The 25501-nt window shown below is 64.4% G+C and carries 26 protein-coding genes; 8 read left to right on the top strand and 18 right to left on the bottom strand.

Annotation, left to right across the window (positions count from 1 at the left end):
* Positions 1-122: 122 nt before the first annotated feature.
* Positions 123-893 (bottom strand): SDR family oxidoreductase, encoded by a 771-nt coding sequence (locus tag DDF70_RS11125; protein ID WP_114944938.1) that lies wholly within the window; start codon positions 891-893, stop codon positions 123-125.
* Between the two features lie 86 nt (positions 894-979).
* Between DDF70_RS11125 and DDF70_RS11120 the strand changes: the two genes are divergently transcribed.
* Complete coding sequence (locus DDF70_RS11120) at positions 980-1615, top strand: TetR/AcrR family transcriptional regulator (protein ID WP_114944937.1); 636 nt, start codon at positions 980-982, stop codon at positions 1613-1615.
* 12 nt (positions 1616-1627) lie between these two features.
* Here the strand turns inward: DDF70_RS11120 and DDF70_RS11115 are convergent, their stop codons facing one another.
* From DDF70_RS11115 to DDF70_RS11100, 3 genes are all read right to left on the bottom strand, one after another.
* A complete protein-coding gene (locus DDF70_RS11115; protein WP_114944936.1) occupies positions 1628-2008 on the bottom strand; it encodes a hypothetical protein in 381 nt (126 codons plus the stop codon).
* Between the two features lie 786 nt (positions 2009-2794).
* Positions 2795-3025: a hypothetical protein gene (locus tag DDF70_RS11110; RefSeq protein WP_114944935.1), complete on the bottom strand. Its 231-nt coding sequence runs from the start codon at positions 3023-3025 to the stop codon at positions 2795-2797.
* Positions 3026-4082: 1057 nt separating this feature from the next.
* Entirely contained in the window at positions 4083-4295 is a 213-nt protein-coding gene (locus DDF70_RS11100) for a hypothetical protein (RefSeq protein ID WP_114944934.1), read from the bottom strand.
* A 124-nt stretch (positions 4296-4419) separates the two neighbouring features.
* Between DDF70_RS11100 and DDF70_RS36525 the strand changes: the two genes are divergently transcribed.
* Complete coding sequence (locus tag DDF70_RS36525) at positions 4420-4638, top strand: DUF6894 family protein (protein ID WP_162820342.1); 219 nt, start codon at positions 4420-4422, stop codon at positions 4636-4638.
* A gap of 77 nt (positions 4639-4715) precedes the next feature.
* Here the strand turns inward: DDF70_RS36525 and DDF70_RS11090 are convergent, their stop codons facing one another.
* The 3 genes from DDF70_RS11090 to DDF70_RS11080 form a co-directional block, all read right to left on the bottom strand.
* Complete coding sequence (locus DDF70_RS11090; RefSeq protein WP_114944932.1) at positions 4716-5243, bottom strand: cytochrome P460 family protein; 528 nt, start codon at positions 5241-5243, stop codon at positions 4716-4718.
* Between the two features lie 331 nt (positions 5244-5574).
* Complete coding sequence (locus tag DDF70_RS11085; RefSeq protein ID WP_162820341.1) at positions 5575-6225, bottom strand: hypothetical protein; 651 nt, start codon at positions 6223-6225, stop codon at positions 5575-5577.
* Positions 6226-6458: 233 nt separating this feature from the next.
* Positions 6459-6746 (bottom strand): GIY-YIG nuclease family protein, encoded by a 288-nt coding sequence (locus DDF70_RS11080; RefSeq protein ID WP_114944930.1) that lies wholly within the window; start codon positions 6744-6746, stop codon positions 6459-6461.
* 282 nt (positions 6747-7028) lie between these two features.
* On the opposite strand from DDF70_RS11080, the gene DDF70_RS11075 reads away from it, so the two are divergent.
* Positions 7029-7958 (top strand): DMT family transporter, encoded by a 930-nt coding sequence (locus DDF70_RS11075; protein ID WP_114945002.1) that lies wholly within the window; start codon positions 7029-7031, stop codon positions 7956-7958.
* 60 nt (positions 7959-8018) lie between these two features.
* Here the strand turns inward: DDF70_RS11075 and DDF70_RS11070 are convergent, their stop codons facing one another.
* Positions 8019-8909, bottom strand: a complete 891-nt coding sequence (locus tag DDF70_RS11070) for a LysR substrate-binding domain-containing protein (protein WP_114944929.1) — start codon at positions 8907-8909, stop codon at positions 8019-8021.
* Positions 8910-9240: 331 nt separating this feature from the next.
* Here DDF70_RS11070 and DDF70_RS11065 point away from each other — a divergent pair, with 331 nt between their 5' ends.
* Entirely contained in the window at positions 9241-9567 is a 327-nt protein-coding gene (locus tag DDF70_RS11065) for a DUF1127 domain-containing protein (RefSeq protein ID WP_114944928.1), read from the top strand.
* Here DDF70_RS11065 and DDF70_RS11060 read toward each other — a convergent pair.
* The 3 genes from DDF70_RS11060 to DDF70_RS11050 are packed head-to-tail and all read right to left on the bottom strand — an operon-like array spanning position 9564 to position 13551.
* Complete coding sequence (locus DDF70_RS11060; RefSeq protein WP_114944927.1) at positions 9564-10283, bottom strand: DUF937 domain-containing protein; 720 nt, start codon at positions 10281-10283, stop codon at positions 9564-9566. The two genes, DDF70_RS11065 and DDF70_RS11060, sit on opposite strands and share 4 nt — an antisense overlap.
* Before the next feature lie 38 nt (positions 10284-10321).
* The gene (locus DDF70_RS11055) at positions 10322-11701 is read right to left on the bottom strand and encodes an MATE family efflux transporter (RefSeq protein WP_114944926.1); all 1380 of its coding nucleotides are present in this window, start codon (positions 11699-11701) and stop codon (positions 10322-10324) included.
* Positions 11701-13551: a monovalent cation:proton antiporter-2 (CPA2) family protein gene (locus DDF70_RS11050; protein ID WP_114944925.1), complete on the bottom strand. Its 1851-nt coding sequence runs from the start codon at positions 13549-13551 to the stop codon at positions 11701-11703. The genes DDF70_RS11055 and DDF70_RS11050 overlap by 1 nt, the downstream gene beginning before the upstream one ends.
* A 322-nt stretch (positions 13552-13873) precedes the next feature.
* On the opposite strand from DDF70_RS11050, the gene ispH reads away from it, so the two are divergent.
* From ispH to rnhA, 3 genes are read left to right on the top strand one after another with little or no spacing between them, the layout of a single operon-like run.
* The gene (gene ispH, locus DDF70_RS11045; protein ID WP_114944924.1) at positions 13874-14833 is read left to right on the top strand and encodes a 4-hydroxy-3-methylbut-2-enyl diphosphate reductase; all 960 of its coding nucleotides are present in this window, start codon (positions 13874-13876) and stop codon (positions 14831-14833) included.
* A gap of 3 nt (positions 14834-14836) precedes the next feature.
* On the top strand, positions 14837-15802 hold the full coding sequence (locus DDF70_RS11040) for a homoserine kinase (RefSeq protein ID WP_114944923.1): 966 nt from the start codon (positions 14837-14839) through the stop codon (positions 15800-15802).
* On the top strand, positions 15799-16266 hold the full coding sequence (gene rnhA / locus DDF70_RS11035; RefSeq protein ID WP_114944922.1) for a ribonuclease HI: 468 nt from the start codon (positions 15799-15801) through the stop codon (positions 16264-16266). The genes DDF70_RS11040 and rnhA overlap by 4 nt, the downstream gene beginning before the upstream one ends.
* A gap of 149 nt (positions 16267-16415) precedes the next feature.
* On the opposite strand, the gene DDF70_RS11030 is transcribed toward rnhA, so the two are convergent.
* Positions 16416-16898 carry a peroxiredoxin gene (locus DDF70_RS11030; RefSeq protein ID WP_114944921.1) on the bottom strand — a complete coding sequence of 161 codons (483 nt, stop codon included), beginning with the start codon at positions 16896-16898 and terminating at the stop codon, positions 16416-16418.
* A 37-nt stretch (positions 16899-16935) separates the two neighbouring features.
* The gene (locus DDF70_RS11025) at positions 16936-17763 is read right to left on the bottom strand and encodes a protein-disulfide reductase DsbD domain-containing protein (protein ID WP_114944920.1); all 828 of its coding nucleotides are present in this window, start codon (positions 17761-17763) and stop codon (positions 16936-16938) included.
* A gap of 102 nt (positions 17764-17865) precedes the next feature.
* On the opposite strand from DDF70_RS11025, the gene DDF70_RS11020 reads away from it, so the two are divergent.
* Positions 17866-18477 (top strand): YqgE/AlgH family protein, encoded by a 612-nt coding sequence (locus DDF70_RS11020; RefSeq protein WP_114944919.1) that lies wholly within the window; start codon positions 17866-17868, stop codon positions 18475-18477.
* Here the strand turns inward: DDF70_RS11020 and DDF70_RS11015 are convergent, their stop codons facing one another.
* From DDF70_RS11015 to DDF70_RS10995, 5 genes are all read right to left on the bottom strand, one after another.
* Positions 18478-21336 carry an EAL domain-containing protein gene (locus DDF70_RS11015; RefSeq protein ID WP_114944918.1) on the bottom strand — a complete coding sequence of 953 codons (2859 nt, stop codon included), beginning with the start codon at positions 21334-21336 and terminating at the stop codon, positions 18478-18480.
* Positions 21337-21557: 221 nt separating this feature from the next.
* Positions 21558-22841, bottom strand: a complete 1284-nt coding sequence (locus DDF70_RS11010) for a M16 family metallopeptidase (RefSeq protein ID WP_114944917.1) — start codon at positions 22839-22841, stop codon at positions 21558-21560.
* Positions 22838-24253 carry a threonine synthase gene (gene thrC, locus DDF70_RS11005; protein WP_114944916.1) on the bottom strand — a complete coding sequence of 472 codons (1416 nt, stop codon included), beginning with the start codon at positions 24251-24253 and terminating at the stop codon, positions 22838-22840. The genes DDF70_RS11010 and thrC overlap by 4 nt, the downstream gene beginning before the upstream one ends.
* 73 nt (positions 24254-24326) lie before the next feature.
* Complete coding sequence (locus DDF70_RS11000) at positions 24327-25070, bottom strand: SURF1 family protein (RefSeq protein WP_114944915.1); 744 nt, start codon at positions 25068-25070, stop codon at positions 24327-24329.
* The gene (locus DDF70_RS10995; RefSeq protein WP_114944914.1) at positions 25070-25438 is read right to left on the bottom strand and encodes a DUF983 domain-containing protein; all 369 of its coding nucleotides are present in this window, start codon (positions 25436-25438) and stop codon (positions 25070-25072) included. The genes DDF70_RS11000 and DDF70_RS10995 overlap by 1 nt, the downstream gene beginning before the upstream one ends.
* Positions 25439-25501 lie beyond the last annotated feature (63 nt).

The raw sequence follows: 25501 nt of genomic DNA, 5'->3' as shown, positions 1-25501 counted from the left end.
CGTCGAAAGCGGTCGGCGCTACCGAGGATAGGAAACCGAACGTTCTGAACATCGGAACGATGAGGCATCGGCACGCCCGCAGATTGCGCGGGCGCACCAACCGGATAGAGCGAATGCAGGGTTCAGAGCCGGGCGCCGCCCGTGGCGTCCAGCGCCTGGCCCGTCGTCCACCGCGCATCATGCGAGGCGACGAAGGCAATGACGTCCGCGACATCGGCGGCTTGGCCGACCCGCGAGAAGACCGACATCGCTTCCGCGCCGGCACGCGCCTCCGGGATCGTGAGCCACTCTGCATTCATGTCGGTTTCCGTGACGCCGGGCATGACCGCATTCACCGTGATGCCACGGCGACCGAACTCCGGCGCGAGCGCCAGCGTCAGCGTTTCGAGCGCGCCTTTCGATGCTGCATAGGCGGGATGAGTGGGGGCGGCGACGCGGGTGAAGCCTGTGGAGATGTTGATGATGCGCCCATTGTCGCGGATATGGTCGGCGACCGCCTGAATCAGGAAGAACGGCGCCTTCAGATTGATCGTCATAATCTCGTCGAAGACGGCCTCGCTGGTTTGGGCGAGAGGGACAGCGGGTGCCACGCCTGCGTTGTTGACGAGAATATCCAGCCCGTGTTCCCCCGTGGCGCCTATCGCCGCCCTGAACTGCTCCCAAAGGCTTTCCGCCGCTTCCCTGCCATTTCTCAGGTCGGCCTTGATGGCGACGGCCTTGGCTCCCAGTGCTTCGATCTCGCGAACGGTGGCATGGGCCGCATCCGCGTTGCTGGTGTAATGAACGCCGATCAGCGCTGCGCCTTCCTTCGCGAAAGCCAGCGCAGTGGCGCGGCCGATCCCCCGTGAACTTCCCGTGATGAGGGCCACTTTGTTCGACAGTCTTCCAGGCATCGCTCACTCCGTTGCGATTTATCTAGTGATCGATATAATAAACGGGGAAAATGTCTGGTCAATAAATTTATAGGGATCACTATAAAATGAGCGAGCTGACCCGAAAACGGGGCAGGCCGAGAATGCTGGATCGCGAGGCCGGGCTTGAGATCGCGGCGCGGCTTTTCTGGCAGCATGGATATGAGGGAACGTCGATTGCCGACCTCACGCAGGCCATGGGGATCACGCCGCCGTCCCTGTACGCGGCCTTCGGTTCGAAGGAAGACCTTTACCGGCAGGCCCTCGACCATACGATCGAGCGTGAAGGCAAAAGCCGATCCGAAGCGCTGCAAGGAGCGATGTCAGCCTATGACGCCCTTGCGTTCTACCTTCGCGACGTCGTGCAAGGTATCACCGATCCAGGCAAGCCGCGCGGCTGTATCGTCTCGACCGCTGTCCTTCAACATGCCAAGGAGAATGAGTCCGTCGCCACAGTCGTCGCCGCGCGGCGAGAGGCGTCGATCCAGGCTCTCAAGACACGCTTCCAGCGCGCGATCGATGAGGGCGAACTCCCCACGGGGACCGACATCGATGGTCTCGCACGCTTCTACGCGGCCGTCGTGCAGGGCATGTCGGCACAGGCTTGTGACGGAGCATGCACGGAAAGACTGATGCAAGTTGTCGATACTGCGTTGTCGGCATGGCCAGGGACCAGGCACCCGGGTCCCCGGGGTGCGGTCTGAGGGGGGAGCCTCTCACGCCTCCGGCCTGCGGAACACGCCCTGGATCACCGACCCGCGCCCGATCAGTTCCGGCGGCGGGTTCTCCCAATCCACTTCTTCAGGCTTGCGCCCGTGCCAGTAGACCATCCAGCGCCCCTGCGGGTCCTGGTACACGCCGTAGATCAGGTGGCCGCGCCACTCGCCGTGGCCGCGCCACTCGCCATGTCCGTGCGACTCGCCGCGCTGTTCCCGACGGGAGAGCAGGGGAGCGAGCTGGACGAGGCCGCGCATCGTCAGCCAGGCGAGGCCGAGCAAGGTCGCCGGCCCGGCAACCAGCCAGAGCGCCTGTATGAATTCGGGCCAGGTGTGGAACTTCGAGAGCCAATCGGCCCACAGGCTGTACGGCTGCTCCATTGCGGCAACTCCCTTGATCGAGACGACCACCAGCGGGAGCTGGTGGTCGGGGAGTTCAGAAGCCGCCGAAGGACGACCGCGCTGCCCTTTAGGCTTTCGCCCTGGACATGCGACAGCACCTCCCCGACCGTAAGGTTGGGAAGGCATCGTTGACGGCCGATACCGGCCGCCTTCGGAGGGGTTCTGACGCCCCAGAGCCAGGTGCGCCCGGTTCCGGCGACGAGGTAACACGCAACAGGGGTGCGGGGTCAATGGGGACGCTGCGCTCGTGGCCGCATACCCTCCTGTCATCCCCGCGCAGGCGGGGATCCATAACGGCGACGTCTCAAGAAAAAGCGGGTCGCGGTGCGCGCCTGTCTGCGCCGGTTGCGGTTATGTCCCGGGCTCCGCTCACGCGGCCCCGGGATGACAGTGCGAGACACCCTCTGCCCTCATCCTGAGGAGCCTGCGGAGCAGGCGTCTCGAAGGAGGATCCAGAACGCAATGGATGATCCGTCGAGACGCAGACGACGTCTGCTCCTCAGAGTCTGGCCCGTAAAGCACTGGGAACTCTCCTCCCCCTTGTGGGGAGGAGGTGGAGGTGGAGGTGGGGGTGTCGGCGCCACGTTCTGAAATCCTGGCGCTCACACCCCCACCCCGGCTGCTTGCGCAGCCACCCCTCCCCACAAGGGGGAGGGCATACCCGCGCCGCTTGATGAGCCAGCCTCTCAGGATGAGGGCAGAGTTTCCTGAAACGTGGATAGCCGGAACAAGTCCGGCCATGATGGTGAGAGGATACACGCCCTGTCATTCCGGGGCGCCGCAGGCGAGCCCGACCCGAAGGACCGCGCCGAAGGCGTGGAAACCCAGAGCCGCGACGTCATAGGAAAGCGCGAGCCGCGTTACATCTCTTTCTGCATCGTTAGTGTTTATGGGTTCCGGGTTCGCACCAAAGGCGCGCCCCGGAATGCCACCCTCCCGCGTCATGGCCGTGCTCGTCACGGTCATGACGGCGAAGGGAATGTACCCAACTGTCATTCCTGGATTGCGTGGAAGGCGCGGAAATTCATCTTGATCGATGAGGCAGACGGATACGTAACCCTCAGCGCTCCTTCCTGGAACGCCATGTTGATACGTGCCGGCTTCTATTCCGAAGCTGCTGTTTCGCCGACTTCAGCGGAGTGCCATTTCCGGATCTTCCAATAATGGAGGCCGTTGCCTGCTCTATCCATCAATGACTGGCGACGAGCATATCGGGCTATGGAGTAGGATATCTTTGGAGCAGAGCGAAAGACTGAGCGATCCGCGCCTTGCTATCGTGAATTTGCTCCCAGGAGAGAGCCGAAAGTTTGGCCGCGCTGGAACTCGCCTTGGAGCAGACCTCGAAGGCATGTTCGTTGCCGGTGTGCGCCACCTCCCTGCATCCTCGGTCATGTCCGCTTGCGGCAATCCTCGGCGCCTCCACAGGAGGGTTGTCTCCAACATCGCAGTCAGAGTGGCGCAGCCTGTTGCTCCGGAATGATTGCACGACCCTGTGCTCATCGAGAGCCGCGATGCTCGCCCGAGCATCGCTCAGAAACTGCTCTTTGAGCCGCGCGGGCTCGCGGTCCCAGCCTCGGGCGCAGTCCTGCAGGTCGTAGAAAGCCCGAGCGACAGCTTCGATCTCGTTCTTGATCATCGAACGTTCCTCGGTGGACCATGCAGAGCCTAAAGGCAATTTTGACCAGATTTGGATCAGAGCGTCCGATTTCTCCGCAATTCTTGATCGATGCTCATCCTGGAGTAACGCCGAGGGCCAACGATGCGATGATCGCAACTCGCAGCGGACCTCGTTGGTCAATTTTCGGAGCGAACTGCCTTCGGCTTTAACGTGCCGATACAGCGTCCGGCGGGACACCGCGTAACGGCCCTCCGGGTCCGTCCGATGCGCTAGGGCGAGGTCGGGGCAGGCCTGCCCCGCGAGGGGACCGCATTTTCACGGCATCAGTCTAGCGATGAGCCGGAGAACCGAGCTTGACCGCTTGGAACGATCTTTTGACAGTTTGGAATGTCGTTGTTTGCTGCGAATTTCGCGGAAGGCTGTTTTATAAAGTTCTTACTGTCGCGTGAGGATGTCGAGGATGCGCTCCCGCTGAGCGTAAAAGTAATCGAGGACCTGCTCCAGCCCGTGAAGAACGGCCAAGGCCGTTTCGGTATCCGCCCCCTGCTTGGTTATCCGCTCGATCCGGGCGATCTGCCGGGAGACGAGCCGCTGGGTGTCGGCGATATTCTTCTCGAGTTGAGCGAGCTCCGGGTGCAACTCAAACATAGCTTCTGAACCCAGCTCACACTTAGTGAGCCATAAATCATGGGATCCGGCAGGGGTTCCCGACGGGATCGAACAAACGGCTTTCTGCTGAGTTTGTCGGCTCCTAGCTCAGAAGCAGTGTGTGGTGCCTCGGTTCTACTTCGACGTGCGGGAGTGCGAGAGCTTGGTTCGGGATGAAGGGGGCCTTGAGCTTGAGAGTTTGGATGCGGCCGAGCGCGAGGCCGCCACATGGGCGGCCGATCTTGGGCGAGATCACTTCCCGAAGGGCGTTGCCCGTGAAGTCACAGTCGAGGTCAAAGCGGTTGATGCGCGCCAGACGCACGGTGCGTCCGCAATTGATTGAGGTCTGGCTTGACGCGGCCGGTTGGAGAAGTTCTACGGCGTGTAGGAGATCGGCTCGAACCAATCCACACGCATGGTTCAACGCTTCTGGTACGGGTGGAAGATGTGGTCCTTCGCCTTCACGGCGACATGGCACGCGTGTCCACAATCCGAAGGGCTGGGATCGGCCGTGAACGAGTCCGATGCGGCTTCGTAGTTGAACAGCGCGTAGCCCCAGCCACCGCTGTCCGGAAATCGTGCGCTGTCCTTTTCGATGACAAAGGCCTGTGAGAAGACGTCGGGCACATCCACGACGAAGGGAGCTTCCGTGCTCTTCTTCGGCTTCCACTGGAGCTTCACGATCTTGGAGCCATCGGGGAAAGGTCGGCCGTTGCCGGGGACGCCGGCCTTGTACGCCTCGATCATGGTCGGATTGGCGACGATCACCTTGAGGACTTCATCGGTCCGGGCGGAAGAGACCACCGCCCAGTCCTCGTAACCCTTAAAGTCGGAGAACGCGATCCCGCTCGGTGAGGTCAACGCGTATTTGTCCTGTCCATAAACGGCCGTGCCCAGGAGCAGCACTGCCGTGGCGATCACACTTGTGAGTTTGCTTTTGCGCTGCATGTCCGACCCTTTCGCAAGTGCCACGGACGGGCGTTTGCCCGGCAATTCGAACGCTACGAAAGCTCACATCATGCGCTGTGCGCGGCAGGGAGCATGTCACTTCGGCTGTTCATGATTCCAGAAGACCTAGAGCGTGCCGCCCTGACGTGTATCAGGGAAAACCCTGGGATCCGGTCGTATGAAACCTGAAATCTCAAGTGTCCGGAGGCCCGCCCCTGGTCAAACCTTTACCTGCCAGATCCCCACCAAACATCGCCTCTCAAGCGCGTGCGTTTGAAGGATTGCGATGGGCCGTTCATGGTCAGGTTGCAGCCCTTGGCCTCTTCCCCGTCTAAATCCCCCCGCCATCCTTGAACCACCATTCCCGCACGTCCCAGCCATAACCTTCCTCACGGTTGATGCGCTCCAGATGGGCGGCGAGTTCGTCGCGCAGCTCGTTGAGCGTGCGGCGGGGCTTGGGGGCGTCGATCTCGTAGCCGGCCTCGTCTTCCTGTGCGGGCAGGGGCGGGCGGACGTGCTTGTCGATCTCGCCGAGCGTGCGGGTGAGGCGGGCGAGCGGCTGGAGGGAGCGTTCGGCGCGCTCGATGGGCTGGGTCTCCAGGACCTCGGCGTGGCGCTCCGCCAGGGTCCAGAGCCGTTCGACGATGTGCTCGCGCGGATGGGCTGATGGGGTAGTCCTATCCCGAGGGGCCGGAGGGAGGGGTGGGGCGTCGCCCTGCCGGCGCGCGGGCGCCGGGTTGCGTCGGGCGATGGCGGGCGGCGGAGCCGCTCCCGCCGGGCGCTTCCAGCCGCCTTCCTTCGCATAACGCGAGATCGTCGCGGGCGAGACGCCGAGTTCCTTGCCGATCTTCTTGAACGGGCGGGTGGTGCATTCCACCCATTCGCGCAACAGGGCGATCCGCTCAGGCGGGAGCTTTTGGCGGAACCCCGAGGGGCCGGCGTGGTCCGGGTCGGACGGGACGGGGGAAGTGGGGGACGTCACGACAATCAATCTCGTCAAATAAGAACAAAACATGAACATTATAATGTGAGGCGGAGACCGGTCAAGATTGGCGACCATTGTCATTCCGGGGCCGCGCAGCGGAACCCGGAACCCAGAAACGCTGACGTTGCAGGAGGCGTGACGCTGCTCGCTCACTCTTTCTATGTCGAGGTTATGGGTTCCGGGTTCGCGCCGAAGGCGCGCCCCGGAATGACGGGAAGGGCGTGAGCTCTTTACCCATTCAAGCTGGGATAAAGATCCGACCAGTCGGGGTTCATCTCCTCGATCAGAGTGACCTTCCAATCGCGGCGCCACTTCTTGAGGCTTTTCTCGCGGGCGATGGCTTCGTCGATCCGGTCGTAGACCTCATACCAGACGAGACGGGAGATGTCGTAGAGGGCCGAAAAGCCGGGAATGACCTTGCGTTTGTGCTCGTCGACTCGCCGCGCAAGATCGTTCGTCACACCCAGGTAGAGCGTGCCGTGGCGGCGGCTCGCAAGGAGATAGACATAATAGGGCATGGGCTTCTCACATCGCGGCAGCGCCATGATATGAAGTTTCATTCTTCCTGCAATGTCTGAACTCTCTGGTCCGGTCCCATCCAGGACGACTTCCCGTTGGAACGCCCGTTCCAGCTGTTCCAACCGTTCCAGCGCCGTTCCAGCGGGGCGTTCCACGGCTTTCCCTAGGGGCAGAGCCTGGAACGTTTCATCACCGTTCCAAGGGTGATCGATCAGTTATCATCATTTGTCCTGATGGCTGGCGGAGCGTATTCCGGATGCTTCGAGAAGGGACGGAACGCCATGACTGACGCTGCTGCGGCCATGCCGGGTCAAAGCGTGAAAGGGCTCGACGGGACGACATTGGGGCTCTACGCCGCCACCGTGTTCCTGTGGGGCGTGAGCTGGATCGGGATCCGGGCGCAGCTCGGGGTCGTGGCGCCGGAGATGTCGGTGCTGTGGCGGTTCCTGCTCGCGGCCGCGCTCATGTGGGGCTGGGTGCTCGTCACCGGGCACCGGGTGCGCTTTGCGCTCGCCGATCACCTGCGATTCGCGGCGGTGGGGTGCTGCCTGTTCTCGTTCAACTTCATCTCGTTCTATTACGGCGGTTTGAGCGTGCCGTCCGGGCTGCTCTCGGTGGTGTTCTCGCTCGCCTCCGTGTTCAACCTGGTGCTCGGCTTCCTCGTCTTCCGGCAGAAGGTCGAGCCGCGGGTGGCGCTCGGCGGCGTGATCGGGGTGGCGGGCATCGTGTTCCTGTTCTGGCCGGAAATCACCGGCGCGGGCTTCAACGCGGCGGCGCTCAAGGGCCTTGCGCTCTGCGTGATGGGAACGCTGTTCTTCTGCTCGGGCAACATGATCTCGACGGTGGTGCAGCGCCGGGGCGTGCCGCTTCTCTCCGCCACCGCCTGGGGCATGACCTATGGCTGCGCGGTGCTGCTGGCGTTGAACCTGTTGCGCGGCAACGCCTTCATCATCGAGCCGACGGTGAAGTACGTCGGCTCGCTGCTCTATCTCTCCATCGGCGCGTCGGTGCTGGCCTTCATGTCCTACCTCACCCTGCTGCGGCGGCTCGGCGCCGCGCGGGCGGGCTACGCCACGGTGCTGTTCCCCATCGTGGCGCTCACGGTCTCGACCCTGATCGAGGGCTATGTGTGGACGCCGCTTGCGGTGATCGGCGTCGTGCTGGCGCTCGCGGGCAACGTGCTCGTGCTGCGCAGGCCCGTGGCAAAGTAAGCGATTTTCCCGGCACGTTGTCTTGTCGGCGAACCGGTGCCCACTTCGCCGGACAGCGCGCTACTCCGCCGCCAGCGGCGCCATCGTGCGGGTCGAGCCGAGATTGTCCAGGGACTGCTTGATGTGGAAACCGAGCGCATCGGCGAGCGGGTTCTCCTCGCCGCGGGCGCGGATCAGGCCGATCTTGCACGAGGGCAGGGCCGGGAAGCCGTCCGAGGGACCGAGGATCCGCATGCCGGGACGCACGGCGCTTTCCGGCAGGACGGAGACCGCGAGACCCGCGAGCACCGCCGCGCCCACGGCGGTCGAGTGCCAGCTCACATAGGCCACGCGGAAGGGGCGGCCGGCGCTTTCCAGCGCCTCCGTGGCGGAGTGGCGCCAGTCGCAGCTCGGGCGGCCGAGCGCCAGGGGAATCGGGCTCTCCTCGTGCACCCCGTGGCGGGCCGAGGTGATCCACAACAGCTGCTCGATGCGCACGATCTCGGACGGGCCGCGGCGGTCCACATGGGTGATGATCGCGAGGTCGATATCTCCGTGCTGCACCCGCTCGATCAGGTTCGGCGTCGGCTCGCACATCACCGTCACCTCGGCCTTCGGGTTGGAGCGCGAGAAGCGGGCCAGGATCTCCGGCAGGTAGCGGTCGGCGTAGTCGTCGGGAAGGCCGAGGCGCACCCGGCCGGTCAGCTCGTGCTCGTTGAAGGAGGCCATGCATTCCGCGTTCAGCCGCACGATCCGGCGCGCGTAGTCGAGCAGGCGCTCGCCCTCGTCGGTAAGCTTCGACAGGCGCCCGTCGCGCTCGAAGATCGCCTTGCCGACCCGGTCCTCCAGCCGCTTCATCTGCATGGACACCGCGCTCTGCGTCTTGTGCACGATCTCCGCCGCGCGGGTGAACGACCCCGTATCCGCGATGGCCACGAAGGTCCGAAGCTGGTCGATATCAAGCAGATGCATGGCGACACCCTCATCATCAATCAAGTTGATGATACATATCTCAAACAATCGTTTCAAGTGATGAAAAGCATCTGGTACAACCTTCCATATCCTGAGAAATAAGTCAGGAAAATCAAGGAGTTGCATGGAAGCCCATTGGTAGGTGCTTCCAGGAAAAGTCGTAGAACACCGTGGAACGTCACCTGGAACGGTCTGCTGGAACGCGCTGAAACGTTCCAGCCTAAATTCCTGGAACGGCCGCTGAAACACGTTGAAACGCTGGAACGCCTGAAACGCCCGTTCCACAGCGTTCTAAGCCGACGAATCGAACGTGAGAGCAAGGAGACCTCCGATGAACCGGTCTGCATTTTCGTCCATGACCTTCTCAGGAACGGCCGCTCTGGGGCTGTTGGCCCGTGCCCTCACGAATCTTGTGACCGCGTTGAAGCATCGCCGGGAGGTCAGGCATCTCGCCGAGTTCGACGATCGAATGCTCGCGGATATCGGCCTGACGCGCAGCGATGTGACGAGCGCTCTCGATGAACCGCTTATCCGCAATCCGTCATGGGTGTTGGTTCGAAGTGCGGAGCGGCACTCCCGGGCTGAAAGACCCGGCTATTCGGCGAAGCCGGTTCGACCCGTGGTTCCCATGGTGACGCCGATCAAGCGGTGTGCCTAAGCCTTCTTATCCTGGCTTTGCCAGGCATCGGTGAAGATCGATTGGAGGGACGCGAGATACTGCAGCTGCATCTCGCGTCCCTTTTCCATCATCTCATCGAAGGAAGGAGCGGAGGAGGCTTCCTGCGATACCTTGGGAGGCGGAGCCTTGAGTACGCTTGCCATCATGTCCTCGAACGGGTTGGCATGCTTCTTCTCAGGATTCGTCGCGGTCATCCATCCGGCCCAGAGATCGGCCCAGGGATTACCGCTGCCGGACGCGTCTTTTGAGGACGCGAAGGATTGCAGGGCCTGTGCGTGTGCAGTCATCCAGTGAGACATGCCTCCGGCCAGGATGCCTGCGAGAAGCGGCAGCAATTGCTGCATGGTCTCGGTGCTGATTCCCGCATAATCGGCGGCCTGATGCGCGACGCGACGGCTGATCTCGTCGGAGCCGAAGAGCTGGTCCAGGAGCCGCCTGCCTTCTTGCTGCGCTTGCGGTGTGAAAGGGTTGCCGGCGGCCTGCCAGAAATTCTGGTAGGCGCCGCTCATCATCGGCTGGAAGAGGCGCATCGGGTCGCTGGACGCGGTGGCGTGCTGCAGCGCCATGGCGAAGGCGGGCATGAAGGCCGCCATGGTCTTCTGGGTCTGATCGCCCGACAGGTTGAATTGCTGGGCGAGGGAGGCCAAGGCTGCACTGGTCTGGGCTTGGCGCATCAGGTCGAACCAGTTGAACATGGCAGCCTCCTCAACGGTGAAACGCTGCGGCTGATTTCTCACACCGCCGGAACAGCTTGCCTCTCAAGGCGCCGGATTGTCCAGAACGCAGTGATGACGGCAGCGATTCCGAACACAACGGATCCCGCCCCGATCCCCACAAGGGCCCCCTTGGGCCCGCCGATCTCGGCGCCGAAATAGGCGAAGGGGATCATACCCAGCGTGGCCCGGCCCCAGTTGAAGAAGGTGGACAGCAACGGGTAGCCAAGGTTGTTGAACGAGGCATTCGCCACGAAGACGAGGCTGACGAAGAACCAGATGAAGCCGCTGAGCTGGCAGAAGACCTGGACGATCTCGGCGGTTGCCGGAGGTGCGTTGAAAGCTCGCGTGATTGGAACCTGCATGAGGACGAGGAGCAGCCATACGCTGCCCACGTAGACGATCGTGAAGGTCAGCGCATCCTTGAGCGTTTGCTTCATGCGATCATAACGCTGCGCACCCCAGTTCTGTCCGAGAACGGGGCCGATGGCACCGGCGAGTGCGAAGACGCCAGCGAAGGACACGGGCGTAACCCTGTCTATGATGGCGGAAGCGGCAATCGCCTGATCGCCGAACCGTGCCATCACGCCGGTGAAGAAGGCGTTGGCCGCCGGAGCCGCGATGTTGGTGAGAATGGCCGGGATCGCGATGGCGAAGAACGGTCTTGCATCGGCAGCGATCGTTTTCCAGTTCGGCCGCCCCAGCAGGTCATGAGCGCGCGTGAGATAAAGAAAGCTCACATAGACATAGGCGACGCGCGCGATGTTGATGGTGATCGCCGCACCGTTGGTCTTCAGACCCAGTCCGAAGATGAGGATGGGATCGAGGACGACCGTGACGGCCGCAACCGACAAGGTGGCGTACATGCTGCGCTTGGCATCGCCAGCCGCGCGCAGGACAGTTGAGAAAGCCATGCCGATGGCCATGAGAACGTTGGTCGGCAGCGCGATCCAGAGGAAGTTCCGTGCCACCTCGTAGGTCTGCTCCCCGGCGCCGATCATGGTCAGGATCGTGGGCAGCAGGGGCAGGAGGACGAGACTGACCACGGCCGCGACGGCCGCCATGAGGATGCTGCACGAGGTCGCCAATCGACGGGCATCGTTGGGCCGGCGTGCGCCGAGAGCCCGGGAGACGAGTGCCCCGATGGGAATCATCAGGCCCACATTGATCGAGACCGTGAAGAACATCACGACCGTGGCGAGGCCGACGCCGGCCGTCAGACTCGGGTCGTTCAGCCAGGAAATGTAGAGGAGTGACACGAGGTCGACGATGAAGATGGCCACGAGACCGGCCGCTCCCGTTCCCGTCATGACGAGAACATGGCGCATGGTCGAGCCGACGACGAAGCGCGGGGGCTCAGTCGGCGCCTCGGCCGTTTTTGCGGAAGGACTGGCATCCATCACAACACGCCTTCACCGAGAATGTCCCGCGTTTCGGGACTGAGAGCCCTGGCCCGGCTCGTCGGAACGGTGAGCGGCTCCGGAGTGATCTTGGCGCCCACCACCAGCTCGGCACCGCCCATCGAGCCGACCTCCTTCTGCAGCACGAGACGTGCGATATCGCGCTTGCGCACGTCGTTGGCCGCGGCGGCGGCGGCCTCGGACTCGGTCCCGAGTTCCTCGAGTGCCGCCCGTCCGAACACGATGGCGGATTCGAAGACCTCGCGGATCTGATAATCCACATCCCGGTTCATGAGCTCGATGGCGTGGATGCGATCGAAGGCGCGCACGAAGCTGCGGGCATTCTGGAAGTTTTCGTGAATGATCTCGATGATCTTCAGGATGGCGTCGTGATCGTCGATGCAGATGCAGATCATTTCGGCCTTCTCGGCGCCGGCCGCGCGCAGCACGTCGAGGCGGGTTCCGTCGCCGTAATAGACCTGAAGCCCGAAGCGTCCCGCATCGCGAATGCGCTCCACATCCTTGTCGATCACGGTCGCTTCGATGCCTTGCGCCAGCAGGACCTGGTTCACAATCTGGCCGAAGCGGCCGAAGCCGATCACGAGAACGCGGCTTTCGAGCTCGCCTTCATGGCTGAGAAGGCCGGACTCATCCGGCTGGTCTTCGCTTGCGCTGCTCTTGGCGAGCGTTCTCTCCACGAAGGTCGACAGGAGCGGGCCCAGAAGCATGGTGATGGCGGCAAGCGCCGTGACGGGCTGGGCTTCGGCCAAGGACATGAGGCCGAGTCCCGTTGCGACGGGGAGCAGGACGAAGGCGAACTCGCCCGCCGTGCACAGAAGCGCTCCCGAACGCAGTCCATCGCGCCAGCTCGCGCCGAAGAGCCGCGACAGGAGAGCGATGAGAAGGCTCTTGCCGATGATCACGGCGGGTGTCGCGAGGGCGAGCAGCAGCCATTGCTCGCGGACGAGGGCGAGATCGATCGACATGCCCACGCTCATGAAGAACAGGCCGAGCAGCATGCCGCGGAAGGGCTCGATATCGGCCTCGAGCTGGTGCCGGAAGTTCGATTCGGCGAGCAGCAGTCCCGCGAGGAAAGCGCCCATCGCCATGGAGAGCCCGACTTCCTGCATGAGAAGGGCGGCCCCGAGCACAACCAGCAGGGCCGAAGCGGTCATGACCTCGCGGGCGCCGCTGCGGGCAAGGATCCGGAAGAAGGGGTTGAGCCCGTAGCGGCCGATCAGCACGACCGCGCCGATGCCGAGCAGCGCTTCGCCGACGGCCAGAAGGCGGTCCGTGAGCGAGCCGTGCTCCGCGGCCGCGCCGGAGGCGAGAAGCGGCAGGACGGCCAGGAGGGGAACGACCGAAAGGTCCTGGAACAGCAGGATCGCAAAGGAGCGCTGGCCATAAGGCGTCTGCAGGTCGTTCCGCTCCCCCAGCATCTGCAGGGCGATGGCCGTCGCCGAGAGCGCGACGGCCGCGCCGGTGACGAACGAAGCCTTGGGCGAGAAGCCGACGGCATAGGCCGCTGCGCCGAGGCAGAGAGTGGTCACGGCCAGCTGGGCGAAGCCGAGGCCGAAGATATCCCGCTTCATTTCCCAAAGATGGGACAGCTTCAGCTCCAGGCCGATGATGAACAGGAGCAGCACCACGCCCAGTTCCGCGACTGTGGCGATGGTTTGCGGATCCTCCACCAGGCTCAGGCCCGATGGTCCGATGGCCACGCCGGCCGCGAGGTAGCCCAGAACGGCGCTCAGCCCGAGCAGCCGGAACACGGGCACGGCCACGACGGCCGCCCCGCAGAAAGTCAGGACAGGCGGTAGGAAGCTGACATGGGAAACTGTGGAGGCCATGGGCGATCTGGGGAGGTGAGGGGCTGCTGCACCTTTCTAGGGATTCTAGAGGGCGAGGGCGAGCGTTTCTTGAGCGGAACTGCCCTGCTTGGTGCTTTGCCGCACAGGTTCGGAAGGGAACCTTTCTCGTCATCACCGGCCTTGTGCCGGTGATCTCGATCAAATGAGGCGCTGCGCTCATCCAATCGAGGTGGCCGGGACTGATCCCGGACTTGATCCGGGGATCAGTCCCGGCCATGACGTCAGAGGGAGGCATCCCTGCCGCGAATAAGCGTCGCTCCCGCTTGACAGGAAGGGCCTCGTCTCGCCACATCGCCGGATCATGATGAAGCCCTCTCTCGACATTCTGCTCTGTGCCCCGCGCGGCTTCTGCGCCGGGGTCGTCCGTGCCATCGATGCCGTCGAGAAGGCGCTCGCGATCCATGGGGCGCCGGTCTATGTGCGCCACGAGATCGTGCACAACAAATATGTCGTGGAAAACCTGAGGCGGAAGGGTGCCGTCTTCGTCCGGGAACTCGACGAGGTGCCCGACACGAAGGCCCCGGTGATCTTCTCGGCCCATGGAGTTCCCAAATCGGTGCCCGAGGCTGCGCAAGCCCGCAACCTTTTCGGGATCGACGCCACCTGTCCACTGGTGACAAAGGTTCATCGCGAGGCTCAGGTCCATCACAAGCGGGGCCGGCACATCATCCTGATCGGCCACGCGGGTCACCCGGAGGTGGTCGGCACCATGGGTCAGTTGCCCGAGGGGGCCGCCACCCTGGTGGAGACCGTCGACGACATCGCCCGGCTCCGGCCGGTGGATCCCGACAATCTTGCTTTCGTCACCCAGACGACCCTCTCGGTCGACGATACCCAGGACATGGTGGATGCCCTGAAGGCGCGGTTCCCGACCATCGTCGGCCCGCACAAGGAAGATATCTGCTACGCCACCACGAACCGCCAGGGCGCGGTCAAGCGGGTGGCGCCCCAGGTCGACGCCATGATCGTGGTGGGCTCGCCCAATTCCTCCAATTCCCAGCGCCTGCGCGAAGTCGCGGAGCGGGAGGGCTGCCCCCTGGTCCGGCTGATCCTGCGGGCCGAGGACATCGACTGGAGCCTGTTCGGAAATATTCGTAAGTTGGGCATCACGGCCGGGGCCTCCGCGCCCGAGATCCTCGTCGAGGAGATCATCGACGCCTTTGCCGAGCGGTACGAGGTCTCCGTCGAGAGCGTGTCGACGGCAGATGAGAGCGTGTTCTTTCCTTTGCCTCGCGAGCTTCGTGAGCAGGCGGCGGAGTAAGCGGTGGCGGTCTATACGGAAGTGAGCGACGAGGAGCTCTCGGCTTTCCTCGAAACCTACGACATCGGCACGGTGCTGTCCTACAAGGGCATCGCCGAGGGCGTGGAGAACACGAACTATTTCCTCCACACGACGAAGGGCTCCTACATCCTGACCCTCTACGAGAAGCGGGTGCGCGAGAGCGATCTACCCTTCTTCCTGGGCCTGATGCAGCATCTGGCGCTCAGGGGGCTGAACTGCCCGCTGCCGGTCAACAACCGCCGGGGCGAGCCCCTGGGCCGGGTCGCCGGCCGGCCGGCCGTCATCATCACGTTTCTGGACGGCATCGCGGTCCGCCGCCCTACGGCGCAGCATTGCGGAGCGCTCGGCGCCGCCCTGGCCAAGCTGCATCTGGCCGGGCAGGACTTTGCCATGCAGCGGCCCAATGCCCTCTCGCTCGATGCCTGGGCGCCGCTCTTCGCCCAGGCCGAGGCTCAGGCGGACACGGTGTCTCCCGGCCTTGCCGAGCGGACGCGGCGGGAACTCGCGAGCCTGGCCGAAGCCTGGCCCCGCAACCTGCCGTCCGGCATCATCCATGCGGATCTGTTCACCGACAACGTGTTCTTCATCGGCTCCGAGGTTTCGGGGCTGATCGATTTCTATTTCGCCTGCACGGATGCCTTCGCCTACGACGTCGCGATCTGCCTCAACGCCTGGTGCTTCGAGATCGACGCCTCGTTCAACCTGACCAAGGGCCGGGCAATGCTGGCGGGTTATCAGAGCGTCCGCAGGCTCGATGCGGACGAGGTCGAGGCCCTGCCGGTCCTCTGCCGCGGCTCGGCCATGCGCTTCATGCTGACCCGCCTCGTGGACTGGCTCAACGTACCGCCGGGGGCGCTGGTGAAACCGAAGGATCCACTGGAATACGACCGCAAGCTCAACTTCCACCGCCACGTGAAGCACGCGCGCGAATACGGGCTTGCAGCATGAGCGGGGCGGAACGCGTCACGATCTACACGGACGGCGCCTGCTCGGGAAATCCCGGGCCGGGCGGCTGGGGTGCGATCCTGCTCTTCAAGGGCAGCGAGAAGGAGGTCTCCGGCGGGGAGGCTCACACCACCAACAACCGCATGGAAATCCGCGCCGCCATCGAGGGCCTGAACGCCCTCAAGCGGTCCTGCTCGGTCGACCTGTTCACGGATTCGCAATATGTGCGCCAGGGCATCACCCAATGGATGCACAACTGGAAACGGCGCGGCTGGCGCACGGCCGACAACAAGCCGGTGAAGAACGAGGATCTCTGGCGCGCGCTCGACGAGGCGGCCTCCCGGCACGACGTCGCCTGGCACTGGGTGAAGGGCCACGCGGACGATCCGACCAATATCCGCGTCGACGAGCTGGCGGTCGCCGCCATGAGGCCCTTCAAGAAGAGCGGCCGGAGAGTGGGCGTGTGACTTTCCGAGTCTCTTCGGGTTCTCCGTCATGGCCGGCCTTGTGCCGGCCATCTCGATACTGAAGGGCTCTATGCTTCAGACAACCGGGATCACCGGCACAAGGCCGGTGATGACGTCGAGGGCGACCTTCTGGCCAAATTCTGAGGAGATCAAAGATCCTTCATGATGTTGTCGGCGCCGGAATGCTGCGCCTTGGAGGGGGCGTCCTCCACGTTGATCGCCTTCACGACGCCGTCCTCGACGACCATGGAATAGCGCTGAGAGCGCGTGCCGAGGCCGAAGCCCGTACCGTCCATGGAGAGCCCGATGGCCTTGGCGAAATCGGCATTGCCGTCGGACAGGAACTCGATGCCTTCGGCGTCGGAAGCCTTGCCCCAGGCTTCCAGGACGAAGACGTCGTTGACCGAGGTCACCAGGATCGCGTCGACGCCCTTGGCCTTGATCTCATCCTTCTTCTGCACGTAGCCGGGCAGGTGGTTGCGGTGGCAGGTCGGGGTGAAGGCTCCGGGCACGGCGACGAGGACCACCTTGCGGCCCTTGAACAGATCGTCCGTCGTTTTGGCCACGGGCCCGTCCGGCGTCATGATGCGGAAGGTGACCTGGGGAAGGCGTTCTCCAACCTGGATGGGCATGGGCTGATCTCCGAAATGAACCGATAGGGGCTCATCCCTAGCGCGGCTGTCCGTTGCCGTCGAGGCTGACTTCCGTCTCGATGGCCCTGCCCCCTGCCACGAGGGTCAGGCGCAAAGGAACAGGGCCCGAGGCGTCCTTGGGCTTCTCCTCGACCGTGACGGTGAAGCGATTTGTGTCGTCGGGGGGCGAGGTCGAGAAAAACCAGTTCTCCGGCCCCTCGGCGAAGAGGGAGGGTTTGGCGCCGTCCGGGGCACGGACCGTGACGGAGAGCGTCGGCTTGTCGTAGGTTACGGGCTCCACGGCGAGCACGGACAGCTCCGACTGCGCCCCCAATCCCTGCGGGCGCGGCACCTTCGTCAAGGCAGCCTCGATAGCGCTGCGGTCAGGGCCGTCAGCTGTCAGGTCCACGCTCATGTCCGCCCGGGCCGGGATGCAGATGTCCTTGCAGACGCCGTATTCCGCGGCCATCGCAAGCTTGACCGGCTTGGCCCTGTCCTTGGCCTTCACGATAACCGGCAGCACGACCCGCTTGCCATAGACATAGGAAACGCCCGCCGCATCCTCATGCCGGTACGGGGCGGGATAGCGGATCTCGACATCGGCCACATTCTCGGATCCCGACCAGTCGAACCGTGGCGGCAGTCCGGAATCGCCCGGGTTGCGCCAATAGGTCTTGAATCCCGGATCGAGGGTGATCTCGATCCCGGCCAGCCAGGCATCGCCCTGCCGTCCTCCCGAGACCAGACGGGCGCGGGAGTGAAAGCCCTGGGCCGAGTCGGATGATTTAACGGGTTGCGCAACGACTGCGGAAACGGACAAAATCGAAAAAATTGCAATCGATGCGACCCGGAGCATGAATGCCATGGAACTGACACCTCCCTGACGCGCTTCCCTTATGCATTTATCTTCGGGCTTGCCATCCACGATCCTGTGATCCGGCCGAGTCCGGCAAGGCAGATTTAGGATATGGGCTCGCAGCTTCCTTTGTACGATATCGAATCCCCCTACCTGGACGGTCAGATCCTCGTGGCCATGCCCGGGATGATGGATGAGCGCTTCGCGCGGTCCGTGATCTATATCTGCGCCCATTCCGCCGAAGGAGCCATGGGAATCGTGCTCAACCGGCCCGCCGCCAATCTGAACATGCCGGATCTGCTGGTGCAGCTCGAAATCCTTCCCGAGCCTGAACGGATCCGCCTGCCGCAGAAAGTCGGCAGCATGCAGGTGCTGATGGGCGGGCCCGTGGAGACGAGCCGGGGCTTCGTCCTCCATTCGCCGGATTTCCACCTCTCTCAGTCGACGCTGCCGATCGACGATCACATCTGCCTGACCGCGACCATCGACATCCTGCGCGCCATCGCCCGCGGCGACGGGCCGGAGAATGCCGTGCTGGCGCTGGGCTATGCCGGCTGGGGCGCCGGGCAGCTCGAGCTGGAGCTTCAGGCCAACGGCTGGCTCAACTGCCCGGCCGACGCGGAACTGATTTTCAGCACCGCGGCCGACCTTCGCTACGAGATGGCCCTGCGCCGGATCGGAATCGAACCGGCCATGCTATCGATGGAAACCGGCCACGCCTGATCAGGCGGCGGCCGGAGCGGCCCCCACGAGCTGGCGCGCCTGCAGGGTCGACATCGGCTCTCCGAAGACGGGACCCTGTGCGTATTCGCAGCCGAGCTGATAGAGCTCGATGGCCTCGGACTCGCTCTCCGCACCCTCCGCCACGATCTCCATGCCGAGTTCGTGCGCCATCTTGACGATGGAGCGCAGGATGACCGGCTTGCCGGAGGCCATCAGGCGCACGAAGGATTCGTCCACCTTGATCGTGTCGAACGGGAACCGCTGAAGGTAGGAGAGGGCGGAATAGCCCGTTCCGAAATCGTCGAGCGAGAGACCCGCCCCGAGATCGCGCAGGCGCGTGAGCATTTGGGCCGAGTATTCCGGGTTCTCCATCACGAGGCTCTCGGTCATTTCGATCTTGAGCGTGCCCGGGATGACGCCCGTACGGGCGATGACCGACTTCACGTCCTGCAGCAGGTCGTGGCGCAACAGGTGATGGCTCGACATGTTGACGCTGGCGAAGATCGGAGGCTCGACCTCGAGCGCGTTCTGCCAGGCGGCGAGTTCGTAACCCGTCTGTTCCAGCAGGAAGACGCTGAGCTTGATGATGAGGCCGGTTTCCTCGGCAATCGACATGAAGTCTTCGGGCCCGATGCGGCCCAGGCGCGGGTGGTCCCAGCGCAGCATGGACTCGAAGCCGGCGATGGTCCGGTCTTCCAGGCGCACGATGGGCTTGAACAGCACCTTCATCTCGTTGCGATCGAGGGCGTGGCGCAGGTCGGTTTCCATGGTGAAATGGTCGCTGCGGTCCGAGCGCATGGTGGGCCGGAAGACCTCGATCCGGTCGCCCCCGTGGCGGCGGGCATGGGCCATGGCGATCTCGGCGTTGCGCAGCACCTCCTCGCGCCGCGCGGCGATCTGCGGATCGTGCAGGGCGATGCCGATGGAGGCGGTCAGGAAGATCTCGCGGTCGGCATAGGTGAACGGCGTCGTCACGACCCGCCGGACCATGTCGGCGAAGGAGATGATGCGGTCCGGTTCGCGCTCGGAGAGCAGGATGATGGCGAATTCGTCGCCCGAGATGCGTGCCAGGGTATCCTGCGGCTTGAGCAGGCGGCTCAGGCGACGGGACAAGGTGAGCAGTACCGAGTCGCCGGCCGCGTAGCCTGCCGTGGCATTCGCGTCCTTCAGCTTGTCGATGTCGATCACGAGCACGGTGGGACGTAAGGAATCGTCCTGGCTGGCGAAGGTAAGGGCCGCTTCCAGGCGGTCGTAAAAGAGCTGCCGATTCGGCAGGCTCGTCAGATTGTCGTGCACAGCATCGTACAGCAGGCGCTCCTCGGCGGTCTTGCTGTCCATGACGTCGGCGAGCGTGCCGACGATGCGCAGCACTTCGCCGTCCGAGCCGATGACCGGCCGAGCCTTGAGGCGGAACCAATGATGGGCGCCGGAAGACGAGCGCAGGCGGAAATCCTGGGTCAGGCGGCCGCGGCGCTGCTCGATCACCGCATCGAGGGCAAGGCGATAGCGGTCCTTGTCGAAGGGGTGGATCAGGTCGAGCCAGGCGGAGGCCGGGCCTTCGAGCGAGCCGCGCTTGAGCCCGAGCTGATGCTCGACCTCGGGGCTGACGAAGATGTTGTCGGACGCCACGTCCCAGTCGAACACGATATCGCCGGCGCCGGTCAGGGCCAGAGCGCGGCGCTCCGTGTCGTTCACGAAGCCGCGGGTGAAGGCGCCGCCTGCAAAGGCGTGCTGCATGACCGTGAAGCCGATGAGCATGACCACCAGAACGAGGCCGCCGACGAGGGCAGGAGGGACGAGATCGGACGAGAGTTGCCCCACGACCGTGAAGCTCGCAGCCGTCACCCAGGCCACCAGAAGGAGCCAGGTGGGAACGAGCATCACCGCGCGGTCGTAGCCGTGGGTCGCCAGATGGATCACGAGCACGAAGCCGATGCCGGCCACGGCCGCGATGGACATGCGCGCCACGCCGGAGGCCACCGGCGGATCGACGATGGCGAGCGCCACCATGGCTCCGAGGAAGAGCAGCCAGAAGGCGGTCACGTGGCTGTAGCGCACGTGCCAGCGGTTGAGGTTGAGATAGGCGAAGAGGAAGACGAGGAGCGTTGCCGAGAGCACCGCCTCGGCGCCGGCGCGATAGATCTGCTCCGTCGCCTCGCTGATCGGGAAGACGCGCTGGAAGAAACCGAAATCGATGCAGGCATAAGCCAGCACCGCCCAGGCCAGCGCCGCGGCCGCCGGGAAGATCAGCGCTCCCTTCACCACGAAGACGATGGTGAGGAACAGGGCCAGAAGGCCCGCGATGCCGATGATGATGCCCTTGTAGAGGGTCAGCCCATTGACGCGGTCCTTGTAGGCATTCGCATCCCACAGATGGAGCTGGGGCAGGTTGTTGGAGCGCAGCTCCGCCACGAAGGTGACGGTCGTGCCCGGATCGAGGGTGATGAGGAAAATGTCCGCATCCTCGCTGTCGTCCCGGTCGGGCCTGATGCCCTGGCTGGCCGTGATGGCCGCGATGCGGGTCGCTCCGAGATCCGGCCAGAGAACGCCGGAACCGGTGAGACGGAAGTGGGGAGCAACGAGCAGGCGGTCCACCTGCTCGTCCGTGTCGTTGGTGAGGGCGAAGACGATCCAGTCGGGCCGGGTGCCGGCCTCGCGCGCCTTCACGGCGATGCGGCGGACGATCCCGTCGCGTCCCGGCGCGGTCGAGATCCTGATTTCGTCGCCGTCAGAGTTGTAGCGCTCGATGGCCGGGGTGAGGTCGATAGCCTTCATCTTGGGGTCGACGCGGACGGATTCCACCGCCCAGCCGGTGGACGGCAAAGCCAGCCCCAGGAAAGTCGCCAAAAGAAGGGTCATGGCGAAAGATACGATCCGCAATGCTTCGGTCTTTCGTCCGGTACTAAAACAATGGAACAGGATTGGTACCGGTCAGGAGGCTTGAGAGCAAGGTGGGGTCGCAGACGCTCCCCACTTGTCCGCAGGACTCGTTGGTTATTGTTACCAATGGCGATGAGGTCACTTTGCGGCGGGATTGAGGAGAATCGGACGTGACCTTGGGGAAGGCGAGGAAGAAAAATTCAGCCTCGCAGCCCCGAGGCAATGTCGTCCAGGGACGGCAATCCCTTGATCGGCCCGATGGCCGCGAGCGTCGGGGCTCCCTGCAGAAGCTGTCGTCCGGCCTCGCGAACGTGCTCCACCTCGAGGGCGTCGACCTTCCTGACGATCTCTTCGCTTGCCACGACCCGGCCCCAGGACAGGAGCTGGCGCGCGACGCGCTCGATCCGGCCGCCGGGCGTCTCCAGGGCCGTGAGGAGAGCGACCTTCATCTGGGCTTTGGCACGCACCAATTCGATCTCGCTGATGTCGCGGGTCGCCTGGGCCATGCAGGCGAGCGTGACATCCATCAGCTCGCGCACATCCGAACCGGCGGTTCCGGCCCCGATGCCGAAGAGGCCGCAATCGGAGAAGGGCCAGTGGAAGGAATCGATGGAATACGCGAGGCCCCGGGTCTCTCGAACCTCGTGCCAGAGGCGTGACGTCAATCCACCGCCGAGCATGTGGGCGAAGAGGTGGACGGCGTAATAGCCCGGGTCCTTGAACGAGAGACCCGGCAAACCGAGCACCAGATTGGCCTGCTCAAGCTTGCGCGAAATCCGCCTCTCTCCGCCCGTGTAGCATCCCGGTTCCGGTGCCTGGGGTGCCACGGTCGGCATCCCGCCGAAAAGCCGTTCCGCCATGTCGACGATCCGGGCATGTTCCACGTCGCCGGCGGCGGCGAGCACCATCTTGCCCGGCGTGTATTCCCGCGCCAGGAAGGCGCGGATCGTCGCCTCGTCGAAGCTCTTGATCGTATCCGGCGTGCCGAGGATCGGCCGTCCGACGGCCTGGCGCGAGAACGCCGTTTCCATGAAGGCGTCGTAGATCAGGTCGTCGGGCGTGTCCTCGACGGCCGCATATTCCTGCAGGATGACGCCCTTTTCGCGGGCGAGCTCGTTCGCGTCGAAAGCGGAATGGATGAGGATGTCGCCCAGGACGTCGAGCGCGACATCCACGTTCTCCCCGAGAACGCGGGCTGTATAGCTCGTATATTCGACGCTGGTGGCGGCGTTGATGTCGCCTCCCACATTCTCGATGTCTTCGGCGATCTGGCGGGCCGAGCGGCGCGCCGTGCCCTTGAAGGCCATGTGCTCGATGAGGTGCGACAGGCCGTGCTCGTGAGCCCGCTCATGCCGCGAGCCGGTGCCGACCCAGACGCCGAGCGTCGCCGTGGCGATCGCCGGCATCCGCTCGGTGGCGACCATCAGGCCGTTGGACAAGGTCGTGATCTCGATCCGCTTCTCGTGGACGAAGTGCTGGTTCATGCGGCCGCGCCTTTGACCGCCCGCGCGCGCTCGCGGATGAAGCGCTCGACCGCAGCCTGGTCGTTGGGGAGAACCGTGAAGCTCTCCTGGCGCTCCATCAGATCAGCCATGTGCGGCGGAAGTGCGGGGCGAACGCCCGTGGCGCGCTCCACCGCATCGGGGAATTTGGCCGGATGGGCCGTGGACAGGGCGACCACGGGCGTTTCGGGACTGTCCTTGAGCAGGGCGCGTCCGGCCCGGGTGCCGACGGCGCTGTGCGGGTCGAGCACGTAGCCGGTCGTGCGGTAGGTCTCGGCCATCTCGGCGATCACGCGGTCCTCGTTCACGGCCTCGGCCGAGAACTCCTGGCGGATGCGGGCGAGCGGCTCCGCGTCGATCGTGAAGGCGCGGGACTGACCGAGATTTGCCATCAGGCGGCGGATCGCCTCGCCGTCGCGGCCATAAGCCTCGAAAAGCAGGCGCTCGAAATTGGACGAGATCTGGATGTCCATGGACGGGGAGGTCGTGGGCTGCACGCCCTTGATCTCATAGGAGCCGGAGCCGAGCGTGCGGGCCAGGATGTCGTTGGCGTTGGTGCCGATCATCAGCCGCTCGATGGGAAGGCCCATGCGCTTGGCAACCCAGCCGGCGAGGATGTCGCCGAAATTGCCCGTGGGCACGGAGAACGAGATGGGGCGGTAAGGCGCGCCCAGGGCTACGGCGGCTGTGAAGTAATAGACCGCCTGGGCGGCGACCCGGGCCCAGTTGATGGAGTTCACGCCGGAGAGCTGAAGCTCGTCGCGGAAGCGGGCATGGTTGAACATGCCCTTCACCATGGTCTGGCAATCGTCGAAGGTGCCCTCGACGGCCAGCGCATGGACGTTGGGCGAGGCTACTGTCGTCATCTGCCGCCGCTGCACGTCCGACACGCGGCCATGCGGGTAGAGGATGAAGATATCGACCTGATCGAGCCCCTTGAACGCCTCGACCGCGGCGCTGCCCGTATCGCCCGAGGTCGCGCCCACGATGGTCGCGCGGGCACCCCGGGCTTTCAGCACGTGATCCATGAGACGGCCGAGGAGCTGCATCGCCACGTCCTTGAAGGCGAGCGTGGGGCCGTGGAAGAGTTCCAGCACGAAGAGATTGTCGCCGATCTGCGTGAGCGGGCAGACGGCGGCATGGCGGAAGGAGGCATAGGACTCGTCGATCATGCGGCCGAGCGCGGCGTCCGGGATGTCGCCGTCCACCAGCGGGCCGAGCACCGCCTTCGCCACCTCGGCATAAGGTTTTCCGGCGAAGCCTCGGATCGCGTCCTGCGACAGGGCCGGCCAGCTTTCCGGCAGGTAGAGGCCGCCGTCCCGGGCGAGGCCGGTCAGCAGGGCATCGGCAAAACCGAGCGCAGGGGCTTCCCCCCGGGTCGAGACATGGAGCACGGTGGATCTCCTGGAAATTCGGCCGGACATTAGGTGGCGAGACCGGTGACGGCAAGCCGGATCTATGGCCGCATCACTCCTTCATCCGCCGCCATGCGAAGGCGATGAAGACGCCGATCAGGGTCAGCGCGATGCCGAACCACGTCACCGCGTATTGCAGGTGGTTGTTCGGCAGGGTGAGGGGCGTCTGGCCGCCTCTGGGCCAGCCGCCCGGGTTTGGTGTGGCATCGGCGTCGATCAGGAAGGGCGCGACGCGCTCGAGCTTGTGTGCCGCGGCAATGGCCTGCGGGTCGCGGGCGAACCATTGATTCCTGGCGGGATCGTCGTTCGGCGTGAAGGGGTTGCGGGCCTCCGGCGCCCGCACGAGGCCGGTGATCGTCATCTCGCCCTGGGGCTGGCTCTCGGGCCGGCGGGCGGGATCGCGCAGGTCTATGGGGACGAAGCCCCGGTTGATCATCACGATGGCGCCGCTCGCGAGCTTCAGGGGCGTGATCAGGTAGTAGCCCTGGATCGGCGCTCCCTGCCGCTCGCCGGGGAGAAGGCCGTAGACGGGGGCTTCGAACCCGTGAAGGAAGGTGCCCGTAACCCGCACCTTGCGGAACTCGTCCTGATCGGCCCGCCAGGCAGACCAATCCGCCTCCGGCATGATCGTCCCGGGCTCGCCGTAGGCCCGGGCCTCGATCTGCGCAATGAGCCCTTCCTTCCAGGCCTTGCGCTGGAGCTGCCAGGTGCCGAGCCCGAGCAGGATCGCAAGCGCCACGAGCGTCGCGAGCCCCGGAACGATCAGCGAGCGGAGTTTGCGGGACGTGGCCGTCACTACCGGAAGCGCCCTTCCTCGGCCTTGTGATGGTATTGCAGGTTCACCAGGACGCCCTTGAGCGGCCGTACGAGCACGAGGCTCATGACGATGCTCAGAGCCGTCCACATGACGAGGTGGAGCCAGATCGGCGGGGAATAGGCGAACTCGACCCAGAGGGCGAGGGCCACCACCACGATGCCTACGATGGACATGACGAAGAAGGCAGGCCCATCGCCCGTATCGGCGAAGGCGAGATCGAGGCCGCAGACCTCGCATGTCGGCCGAACCTTCAGATAGCCCTGGAAGAGATGTCCCTTGCCGCAGCGGGGGCACAGGCCCTTGAGGCCCGTGGTGATGGGGGAGGGGGCGGAAGGGTCATAGGCCACGGCTGTTCTCCAGATGGGTTGCCGGTCAACGAACTCCAGGCCGTATGGTGCCGGGAGCCCAAA

This window comes from Microvirga calopogonii, from assembly GCF_003347665.1.
GTDB classification, from domain to species: Bacteria; Pseudomonadota; Alphaproteobacteria; order Rhizobiales; family Beijerinckiaceae; genus Microvirga; species Microvirga calopogonii.
This window is presented reverse-complemented; position numbering and strand designations above follow the sequence as displayed.

What these genes read in the sequence shown, in the direction of transcription:
- DDF70_RS11015 (WP_114944918.1), bottom strand. Translation starts at nt 21,336, where the DNA reads ATGACCCTTCTTTTGGCGACTTTCCTGGGGCTGGCTTTGCCGTCCACC.
- DDF70_RS11115 (WP_114944936.1), bottom strand. Translation starts at nt 2,008, where the DNA reads ATGGAGCAGCCGTACAGCCTGTGGGCCGATTGGCTCTCGAAGTTCCAC.
- DDF70_RS11100 (WP_114944934.1), bottom strand. Translation starts at nt 4,295, where the DNA reads ATGTTTGAGTTGCACCCGGAGCTCGCTCAACTCGAGAAGAATATCGCC.
- DDF70_RS11020 (WP_114944919.1), top strand. Translation starts at nt 17,866, where the DNA reads ATGGGCTCGCAGCTTCCTTTGTACGATATCGAATCCCCCTACCTGGAC.
- ispH (WP_114944924.1), top strand. Translation starts at nt 13,874, where the DNA reads ATGATGAAGCCCTCTCTCGACATTCTGCTCTGTGCCCCGCGCGGCTTC.
- DDF70_RS11110 (WP_114944935.1), bottom strand. Translation starts at nt 3,025, where the DNA reads ATGACAGTTGGGTACATTCCCTTCGCCGTCATGACCGTGACGAGCACG.
- DDF70_RS11070 (WP_114944929.1), bottom strand. Translation starts at nt 8,909, where the DNA reads ATGCATCTGCTTGATATCGACCAGCTTCGGACCTTCGTGGCCATCGCG.
- DDF70_RS11080 (WP_114944930.1), bottom strand. Translation starts at nt 6,746, where the DNA reads ATGCCCTATTATGTCTATCTCCTTGCGAGCCGCCGCCACGGCACGCTC.
- DDF70_RS11010 (WP_114944917.1), bottom strand. Translation starts at nt 22,841, where the DNA reads ATGAACCAGCACTTCGTCCACGAGAAGCGGATCGAGATCACGACCTTG.
- DDF70_RS11025 (WP_114944920.1), bottom strand. Translation starts at nt 17,763, where the DNA reads ATGGCATTCATGCTCCGGGTCGCATCGATTGCAATTTTTTCGATTTTG.
- DDF70_RS11125 (WP_114944938.1), bottom strand. Translation starts at nt 893, where the DNA reads ATGCCTGGAAGACTGTCGAACAAAGTGGCCCTCATCACGGGAAGTTCA.
- DDF70_RS11050 (WP_114944925.1), bottom strand. Translation starts at nt 13,551, where the DNA reads ATGGCCTCCACAGTTTCCCATGTCAGCTTCCTACCGCCTGTCCTGACT.
- DDF70_RS11090 (WP_114944932.1), bottom strand. Translation starts at nt 5,243, where the DNA reads ATGCAGCGCAAAAGCAAACTCACAAGTGTGATCGCCACGGCAGTGCTG.
- DDF70_RS11120 (WP_114944937.1), top strand. Translation starts at nt 980, where the DNA reads ATGAGCGAGCTGACCCGAAAACGGGGCAGGCCGAGAATGCTGGATCGC.
- DDF70_RS11055 (WP_114944926.1), bottom strand. Translation starts at nt 11,701, where the DNA reads ATGGATGCCAGTCCTTCCGCAAAAACGGCCGAGGCGCCGACTGAGCCC.
- DDF70_RS11060 (WP_114944927.1), bottom strand. Translation starts at nt 10,283, where the DNA reads ATGTTCAACTGGTTCGACCTGATGCGCCAAGCCCAGACCAGTGCAGCC.
- rnhA (WP_114944922.1), top strand. Translation starts at nt 15,799, where the DNA reads ATGAGCGGGGCGGAACGCGTCACGATCTACACGGACGGCGCCTGCTCG.
- DDF70_RS11075 (WP_114945002.1), top strand. Translation starts at nt 7,029, where the DNA reads ATGACTGACGCTGCTGCGGCCATGCCGGGTCAAAGCGTGAAAGGGCTC.
- DDF70_RS11030 (WP_114944921.1), bottom strand. Translation starts at nt 16,898, where the DNA reads ATGCCCATCCAGGTTGGAGAACGCCTTCCCCAGGTCACCTTCCGCATC.
- DDF70_RS11065 (WP_114944928.1), top strand. Translation starts at nt 9,241, where the DNA reads ATGAACCGGTCTGCATTTTCGTCCATGACCTTCTCAGGAACGGCCGCT.